The 8,738-nt window shown below is 72.4% G+C and carries 4 protein-coding genes and 1 pseudogene; 3 read left to right on the top strand and 2 right to left on the bottom strand.

The features are described from left to right. Nucleotides 1-17: 17 nt before the first annotated feature. Nucleotides 18-1,187 carry a cytochrome P450 gene (locus tag ACZ51D_RS41365; RefSeq protein WP_465665439.1) on the top strand — a complete coding sequence of 390 codons (1,170 nt, stop codon included), beginning with the start codon at nucleotides 18-20 and terminating at the stop codon, nucleotides 1,185-1,187. Nucleotides 1,188-1,426: 239 nt separating this feature from the next. After that, nucleotides 1,427-1,741, top strand: a pseudogene (locus ACZ51D_RS41360) (transposase); the annotation flags it as partial. A gap of 356 nt (nucleotides 1,742-2,097) precedes the next feature. On the opposite strand, the gene ACZ51D_RS41355 reads toward ACZ51D_RS41360, so the two are convergent. Beyond that, nucleotides 2,098-2,607 carry a hypothetical protein gene (locus ACZ51D_RS41355; RefSeq protein ID WP_465665437.1) on the bottom strand — a complete coding sequence of 170 codons (510 nt, stop codon included), beginning with the start codon at nucleotides 2,605-2,607 and terminating at the stop codon, nucleotides 2,098-2,100. Nucleotides 2,608-3,545: 938 nt separating this feature from the next. Here ACZ51D_RS41355 and ACZ51D_RS41350 point away from each other — a divergent pair. After that, nucleotides 3,546-7,427 carry a wHTH domain-containing protein gene (locus ACZ51D_RS41350; protein WP_465665435.1) on the top strand — a complete coding sequence of 1,294 codons (3,882 nt, stop codon included), beginning with the start codon at nucleotides 3,546-3,548 and terminating at the stop codon, nucleotides 7,425-7,427. A 466-nt stretch (nucleotides 7,428-7,893) separates the two neighbouring features. Here the strand turns inward: ACZ51D_RS41350 and ACZ51D_RS41345 are convergent, their stop codons facing one another. Beyond that, nucleotides 7,894-8,439, bottom strand: coding sequence for an NUDIX hydrolase (locus tag ACZ51D_RS41345; protein WP_465626581.1), 546 nt, complete (start codon nucleotides 8,437-8,439; stop codon nucleotides 7,894-7,896). Nucleotides 8,440-8,738: the final 299 nt, after the last annotated feature.

The raw sequence follows: 8,738 nt of genomic DNA, 5'->3' as shown, positions 1-8,738 counted from the left end.
CCAGTCAGGAGGCAGCGATGCAAGCCACGTTTCCCTTCACCACACCACACCACCTCGACAACGAGCCCGAAGCCGAGGCTCTGCTCGCGCGGGCTCCGGTCGTCCTCGCGACGATGGGTACGGCAGACGTCTGGCTCGCCCTTTCCCACAAGGCGGTGCGCCAGGTTCTGAGCGACAGCCGGTTCAGCCGGGAGGCGGCCACACTTCCGGGCGGCCCGCTGAAACTGTCCGTCGCCGCCGACCCGTTACTGGTCTCCAGCCTGGACGGCGAGCGCCACGCCCGCCTGCGCAAGCTGATGTCGCAGGCGTTCAGCCCACGCATGGTCGATCAGCTCGAGCCACGCGTGCAGTCCACTGTGGACTCCTTGCTCGACTCCCTCGATCCGACCGCGGATCTTGTGGCAGGTCTCTGCGCTCCACTGCCGTTGATGGTCATCTGCGAGCTGCTCGGCGTGCCCTACTCCGAGGCGGAGGCCATCCGCAGGTGGACCAGGCGGCTGTTCGTCACGGACATCACTACGGACGAACTGCGGGCCGCACAGAGCGAGATGCAGGACTGGCTCGCCGATCTGGTGCGTCAGAAGCGGGCTCACCCGGACAACGGGTTGATCTCGGCGATGGTCGCCGCCAACGACGAGGGCGACCACCTCACCGAACCCGAGCTGCTGGCCAACCTCGAGGGCCTGCTGATCGCCGGCCACGAGACGACCGTCAACCAGCTGGGCAACTCGTTGCTGACCCTGCTGCGCCACCCGGACCAACTCGCGCTGCTGCGGTCGTCACCGGACCTGATCGGACCGGCGGTCGACGAACTACTGCGCTACAGCAGGCTTTTCACCTCGGCCGAGGTCCGGGTCACGACCGAGCCCGTCGATCTGGAGGGCGTCGAACTGGGGGCGGGCGAACCGGTGTTACCGGTCATCGTCGCGGCCAACCGCGACCCCGGTGTGTACCCGGATCCCGGCCGCTTCGACATCACGCGCGAAGGACCGGCAGCGCACCTCGCCTTCGGGCACGGGCCGCACTTCTGCCTCGGCGCGATACTGGCCCGCCGGGAGATGCGGGTGGCGATCGGGTCCGTGGTGAAACGGTATCCGGGACTGCGCCTCGCCGTTGACGAGTCCGAGCTCACCTACGTGCCGGAACTGGTCTTCCGCGGCCTGCAGGCGTTGCCGGTCACTTGGTGATCCGTGGTCTCTCATACCGCAGGCGCGGGAACTGGACCGGATCGACCGGTCGGGGCACGACACGACCGATGGCGGCCCTTCCACCACCTTCGACCTGCGGTACGACCGGCACGGCGAACTCGTCGGCGTCCATGCGGTCTACGGGGCCGCCGAGCGGTTGACGGCCCAGGCCGGGCGCCGGCCCGGCCGGACAGGACGGCGGTCGCGGCGGCGTAGGCGTCGACGGGATCGGACTTGCCGTGTGCGCGGCGGGCCTTGCGGTCGGGCCGGTCGACATCGACCACGGTGATCCGCTCGGCTCGCAGGAAGCGGACGAGTTCGGCCACGCCATCGTCGACCGGGCCCTGCACCTGACGAAGGACTGGGCCGCCGACGACGAGCGCCGCGACCTGACCGGTGTCCCGGACGAGCTGGCCTTCACCCCCAAGCCCCAGCTCGCCGCCGCCATGTTGAAGGGCGCCCGCGACGCCGGGCTCCCGGCCCGGTGGGCCGCCGCCGACGAGGTCTACGGCGGGCGTGAACTCCGAGAGCGGATACGCGAGCTGGGCTACGACTACACGGTCGCCGTCCCCGCGGGCCACCGCGTCACCACCCCGGCCGGTCGCTTCACCGCCACCGCCCTGCTGGCCAAGCTGCCCCGGCGGGCCTGGCAACGGCTGCGGACCGGGCACGGCACCAAGGGCGACCGCCACTACGACTGGGCGATGATCAGCATCAACCCGGACGACACCCCACCCGGCCACGACGGCGGGGCACAGCTGGCTGACCCCCGCGGGTGCGGGGAGGACTGCCCGAGGAGGACGGCATCACTCGCCGGTCTGCGCGACCGGCATCCCCATGTCCCCTATGAGCTGAGCTGCCGGGACCGTCGACAGGTTCGTGGTTCAGGCGAGCTTCCGGAGCGGCAAGGTCAGCCTCGGTCGCCGGGAACGGGGATGAGGCGGCCGAGCATCGCCATCACGGTGATCCGCGCGTCCTGGTCGTTCGTCACCGCGCAATGGGCGTCGACGCCTCGCTCGTCCGGTTCCTGGTCCGGGTCGGTCAGGCCCACCCGGACCAGGTCGACGGCGTACTCGTGGTAGCGGGAGTAGTCCGCTGCGGCGCTCACGGCTTCGACGTGGTCGATGCGGCCGGGGTCCGCGGCGCGCAGCAGTGCCGGGGTGGGCGGCGGGCCCAATTCCCGCCCGATCCACTCCGAGACGGCGTCCCGGTGGCAGCCCGGTTCGAGCTTCGAAGCGGTCGCCGCCGTGAGTGCCAGGTGGATGAGGAGCGTCCCGAACCAGGTCGCGGCCTCGGCCGGTGGTGTGTCCGTCCCTGTCGGTGGCATCACGGCCCGGTACAGCGCGGCCACGTCATCGGCGTGCGCGGCGGTGGCAACCGCCCTCACCGCGCGGCCGAGGGCGGCCTGGTCGATGGTCATGTCGACGGTTCTCCCCACAGTCGGCAGCCGCCAACGTAGCGCTCCGGTGCGGTGAGTGGCCGGCGAAGCACGGATTCTCCACAACACGCGCGGCAGTGGCAGTCGACGGCGATCCCCGAAAGCGGTCTCCGGTGCGGGGCCGGACAGGGCTGCTCGTGGTCGTTCCCCAGGCGGTTGACGGGTTCGACTGCGGGGGCCATCGCATCCCCGGGGCAACCCCAGGCAACACTCGTCCGCCAGCCTTGACCGGGTGACGGCTGGCCTCGCGGGTGCGGGGAGGACGCCCGCCCGGCCGTGACGAAAGGAGGTCTCCGCGCCACCGCCTGGGATACGGCGCGGTGACGGGACACAGTCCCAGCCGTCCGTACCTTCCCGCCGACCTGCTGCCCACAACGCCAGCCGAGAGGTCATCAGCAGCAGCGCCGACACCGTGCGGCTCTGGGCCCTGTGCACACGGGAAGTCATCGCGTCGTCCCCGTCGACGCACCGCACGCTGCCGCGATCGCCGCCACTGGCGACCTCGCTTCCGGCTTCCGGCTTCCACGACGACATCGCCCGCCACCGCCGTCAGCCCCCACGACCACGCCTCGTACATCTGGCCGAGCACCGCAGCCCTGCAGCCCGCACAGCTCGCGTGAACGACTGCCGGATCCTCCCGCCACCGCAGGCGAAGAGCGGATCCGGAGCGAGCACCCGACCGCTCTCGCCGCCAGCGACGGGGTCCCGCAACGGGCCGGGCGCTCACCTCCGGCCGGGGCCGGTCTTCGGGGCCTCGCGACCGTCGCCTCCGGCGGCGTTCACCCGCACGACGGCCCGCCGCCCCGTCCACCTAAGCTGTCCCCCACGCGGTGACCGGGGGAGGACAACGGGTGGATCGGTACAACGTCACGAACACCATCGGCGGGGGGAACCAGAAAACCGTCATCCAGGTGGGCTCGATGACGCTCCAGACGACCCCCGCTCCGGCCGATCCCGCCCCGCCCAGCGAGCCGTGGGTCCGCGCCGTACTGGAGTCGGGCGTCTGGGCCCACGCCGCACCGCGCGACGCCGAGCCCCACCGGCAGCACGCCGCCCGGCTGGCCGAGCGGCTCGCCGCCGTCCGGGACCGCGCCGAGCAGAGGACCGCCGGGGACCCGTGGGCCGACCCCGGGTTCGCGACGCGGTTCGCGGACCGGGTGGAATGGCTGCTCGGCGAGCCCGACGGCGCGCTCGACCTCTACCCGGCCGAGGCCGGGCTGCTCGTCCTGCTGCCCTACCTCTACCAGACCCACCAACTCCTGCTCCTGGCCTCCCGGCTGGAGGCCGACCCCACCGACCTGCGCCCCCGGCGCGCGGCGACGGGCCAGCGAGCCGGCTACCAGTCCTTCCTGGCCGGCCACGACCTGCTGGTGAACCGGGCCCGGCTGCGCCCGCAGGCCGCGCCGGCGACCGGGTGGTGGCTGTACCGGCGCTGGCTCGCCGAGGAGGACAAGGGGGCGGACCGCCTCGCCGGACTCGAAGCCGAACTGGCGCCAGATCTCGTGCCAGATCTCGTGCCAGATCTCGCGTCCACGCTCGCGCCCGAACTCACCGCCGGGAGCGGCCCGCTGACCGAGGCGCTGAACGTCCGGCGCCTGGCCCGGATCCTCGCCGGCCTGCGGATCGGCGCCGACATCTGCAACCCCGAGCACCTCGGCCAGCTCGAGGCCGACGAACTCCTGCCCGGGCCCGGACGCCAGCGCATCCGCGAACGCCGGGCCGGCCTGCTGCTCGCCGTCGCGTACGGCGCCGCGATCGAACCCGCCGTCCTCCCGGACACGGTGGTCGAGCACATCGGGGTCCCGAACCCCGTCGACCTCGACGGGCTGCGCCGCACCCTGGCCAGGTCGACGTGGAGCGGATCCCCGGAGCTGCCCGTCCTCAAGGCGGTCTGCGAGCACGAGGCCGTCGTGGAGGCCCTGCGCGAGCACGCGCAGCGGCTGGACGGACTGCTCCTCGCGGTCGGGCGCGCCCTGTCCGACCGGATCGCCCTGCCCGACCGCATCGCCCGGCCCCTGCCGCCGCTGCCCGCTCGGATCTCCGCCGACGGCGTCGTCCCCGCGCCGGGGACCTTCACCAGCAGCGCGCGCTTCCGGCTCGACGACCGCCGTGTGCGCGGCCTGCTGACCGGCACCCAGCTCTACAAGGACCACGGCCTCGCGGTGCGCGAGCTGTACCAGAACGCCCTCGACGCGTGCCGCTACCGCCGCGCCAGGACCCAGTACCTGGAGCGCTCCGGCCGGCCCTTCCACCCGTACGAGGGCAGGATCGACCTCGTCCAGGGCGTCGACGAGGACGGCCGCGAGTACCTGGAGTGCGCCGACGACGGCATCGGCATGGGCGAGGCGGAGCTGCGCGGCGTGTTCTCCAACGCCGGCGCCCGCTTCGCCGAGCAGCCCGACTTCCTGCTGGAACAGGCGCAGTGGGAGCGGGTGGAGCCCCCGGTGCGGCTGCACCCCAACAGCCGGTTCGGGATCGGGGTCCTGTCCTACTTCATGCTCGCGGACGAGATCCGGGTGACGTCCTGCCGCATGGGACTCGACGGCATGCCGGGACCGCTGGTGGAGGCCCACATCCTCGGGCCCAACCACCTGTTCCGGATCGTCGAGAAGGAGGAGCGGGGCACCCGGCCCGGGACCACGGTGCGGCTCTACCTGCGGGACCGGCGCCGCTCCTGGTCCGGCCTGGACGCGCTCGCGGCGGTGCTGCACATCGCCGAGTTCCCGACGACGGCGCGGCACGGCGGGCGCAGGACGGAGTGGGAGCCCGGGGTCCTCCGGGGGCCGGGCAGGGTACAGACGGGCGGCCCGGACCTCAGCAGTCTGGTGGAATGGACGGACGGCCCACCGGGCGCCCAGGTCATCTGGCGCGAGGACGGCGGCCTGCTGCTGGTGGACGGCCTCACGATCGAGCCGGGACAGCGGGTCGGGGTGCTCACCGGCCTCCACGGCGTCGTGGTGAACCTCTCCGGGGACCACGCCCCGCGCCGGCTCAGTTCCGACCGCCTCACCGTCCTGGACGACATCTCGCCCCGGGTCGAGGCACTCCTGGCCGCGGCGGCCGGCGCCCTGGTGACGAGCGGCGCGGGGTTCCTCACCCTGGAGTGGATGGAGAAGGTCGCCGAGAGCAGCCCGCGCATCGCGGACCTGGTGGCCGAAGCCGCGTTCGAAGCGGGCGCGGCGTTCCGTATTCGCGGCCGGGCAGCCGTACCCGCCACGGCCGGCTGCTTCCCGCTGGACCGCAAGCTCCTCGACGGCCTGCTGACGAACCGGCGCGCGGAACGGTCGTCGGACGCCGTGTACCTCTCGATACCGGACCACATCCTGCTGTGGCGCGTCCTCGCCCACCCCGAGAGCGATCTGGCCCGCGAGCTGACGGAGCTCGTACCGGAACTCGCCGAGCCCCGCCGGACGGTCCGAGCCCGCCCGTCGGACCCGGAGCTGTTCACCGGCAAGCGCGGCGTGTTCGGGCTCACCCGGCCCTCGGACGCCTTCGGCGTCGCCCGGCGGCTCGGCTGCGACCCGGCCGCCACGGCGCAGCGGCGACGGCTCTTCGGCGTCAGCGACCTGGTGGTGCCCGCCTCCCCCGACACGCAGGAGTGGGCGGACACCTCGGACATGACCTGGCTCGACCAGCCGTACGATCGCCGCCGTTCGCACGCGACGATCGGCGATCTGCTGGAGGTCGGAGAGGGACTCGGCGTGAGCGTAGCGCAGGCCGCGGCCGCCATGCGGGCCCACGGAATCACCGTCCTACCGGACGCTACAGCGGCGGGCATGCCCGACGAGACGGACCTGCGACTGCTCCACCAGGACTGCGAGGTCGTCGAATACCGCGGCATCTCGGACACCGGCCCCGTGCCGCCCGGCCACGTGGCCCAGGCCGCCCTGAAAACGGGACTGAGCCCGGCGCAGGTGCGGCACCGGCTGGAACGCTACGGCCTCGAGGTGGAGCCCTTCGACTTCCCCGAACGGCCGGACGAGGACTATGTGCGGTGGCTCAGCCGGGACCACACCGGCGCATGGCCATGGGTCAGCGCCACCGGCCCGCTCCCGCCGTGGCAGCTGGTGGCCGCCCAGGACTGGTTGGAACTGCCCGCCCACGAGGTACGGGCCGAGTACGCACGCCTCGGCTTCACCCTCCCGCCGCCCGCGCAGTGCCGGGAATCCCCAGACGACTTCGGCCTGCTGGCCGGTGACTGGGAGGTCGAGTGGTCGCCCTTCCGGACGGACCGCGCGCCGAGCTTCCACCAACTCATCGAGGTGTCCCAGGAACTGGGCCTCAGCCTGCGGAAGCTGACCAGCCGACTCGCGGCCTACCGGGTGCGGGTCGGCATGGTCCTGCCGCAGCGGCCCGGCGAACTCGACCGCGAGCTCTTCCGCCACGACGACCTGCTGCAGATCGACGTGGACAACTACGACCGGCCGGACACCCCCTGGTGGTTCCGGCTCAGCCCCGACGACGAGATCCCGTTCTTCCTCCTGGCCCTGGCCGCCCGGGACCTCGACCGTCGCCCCAGGGAACTAGCCACCCGGCTGCGCTCCTACGGCCTTCGGGTCTCCCACGACGACCTCCCCCCGGACCTGACCCAACGCGAGGCCCTGCGCCTGCTCACCGCCGACGAACATGCGATGCCGCAGCCCATGGACCCGCCCATGCCGCTCGCCCAACTCGTCCGCATCGCCCACCGCGTCGACCTGCCCATCGCCCAGACCGCCCGCCACCTGCGCGACCTCGGCGTCCACGTCGGCGACCTGGCGGCCACGGTGCGCGCGGCCCTGGCGCGGGTGCCGCTCGCGTGACCGTCCGGACGCCTCGCCACGGTAAACGCCCGGCAGGCCCCGCGGACGCGGGGAGGACCTCAACGCCGGCGGCGACGTCATCAACAACGGCTGACCCCCGCGGGTGCGGGGAGGACGATGGCCCCACGCTCGCGAGGGTGACCCGTGGCCCTGTTTCGCCGGAACGTTGCGTCTGCGATCGCGGGCAGCATAACGCCCCCGCCCGGGAGGGGGCGTTGTCGTGTCAGGCCTCGGGGAACCCGTGGTACTTGGTCACGGTCTTGCGGCCGTGGCGGGCCATGAGGAGGACGGGGGCCACAGGCCGGCGGTGCAGATCACCATGAAGGTGTGGTCTGCGAGGGCGAAGGGGCCCCATCTTGCGGCGGGTGACGGTCTTGGGCACGGGTCCTCCTGTGGCTGGTGGGCACGAACCTACCGGCGCCGAGGGCTTGACCGTGGTGCCGTGGCTGACCAGTGACCAGACCGATCAGCCACGCCGGGACAGCCGGTGCGGGCCAAGGTAGTACGACAGTGCGGTGTGAGACGGGCCGTCCGGGACCTCGCCGCTCACCAAGAGTTTGACTACCTCGGCCTCCGGCACCCACTCCACCCGGGCCGCCTCGGAGACGTCCTCCGGCTCGCTCACGCGAGTGCATCCGGTGACGTGGTAGCAGCGGAAGTGCGCGTCGCTGATGCCGGCCATTGCGTCGTACTCGGTCAGCAGATCGACGCGGCCGGGGCGCCAACCGGTTTCCTCCTCGACCTCGCGGGCGATCGCGGCGGCCGGGTCCTCGCCGGGCTCGGCCCAGCCGGCGGGTACTTCCCAGCCCCACCGACCGGTAATGAACCGGTGCCGGTAGAGAAGGAGGAACTCGCTGCGGTCGTTGGTGACGACGGAGGTGGTCGATGCCCGGGGGTAGCGGACGACGTGGTGGTCGATCCGGCCGAGCCCGGGCACCTCAACGTCGTCCAGCCAGACCTCGACCCACGGGCTGCCGTAGACCTTGCGGCGTCCGAACGTCTCCCACTCCATGGTTAGCCTCCCTAGGCGCGAACCAGTTGCGCTTCCGACTCTTTCACGCACGCGGTCAGCTCCAGCACGGGCCTCTCTCGAGCCCACGGGGCGAGGGCCTTCTCAAGGGCCTTGGCCCGCAGGACGAGCGGCTTGACCATAGTGGTGCTCGCCAGGTCGAGGGCGGCGCGCGCGGTGGCGCACGCCTCGTCGAGGTCTCCTTGGCTAAGGGCGTCCGCCAGTAGGTCATCGGATGCGGGGGCTTCGAGGCCGGGTATCCCAGCGGTAGAGGGTCCAAGCCCGTCTGATTAGGCAGCGGA

The organism is Kitasatospora sp. NPDC033851, from assembly GCF_055576085.1.
The sequence above is the reverse complement of the archived record's forward strand: the minus strand, read 5'-3'. Positions and strand labels throughout refer to the sequence as shown.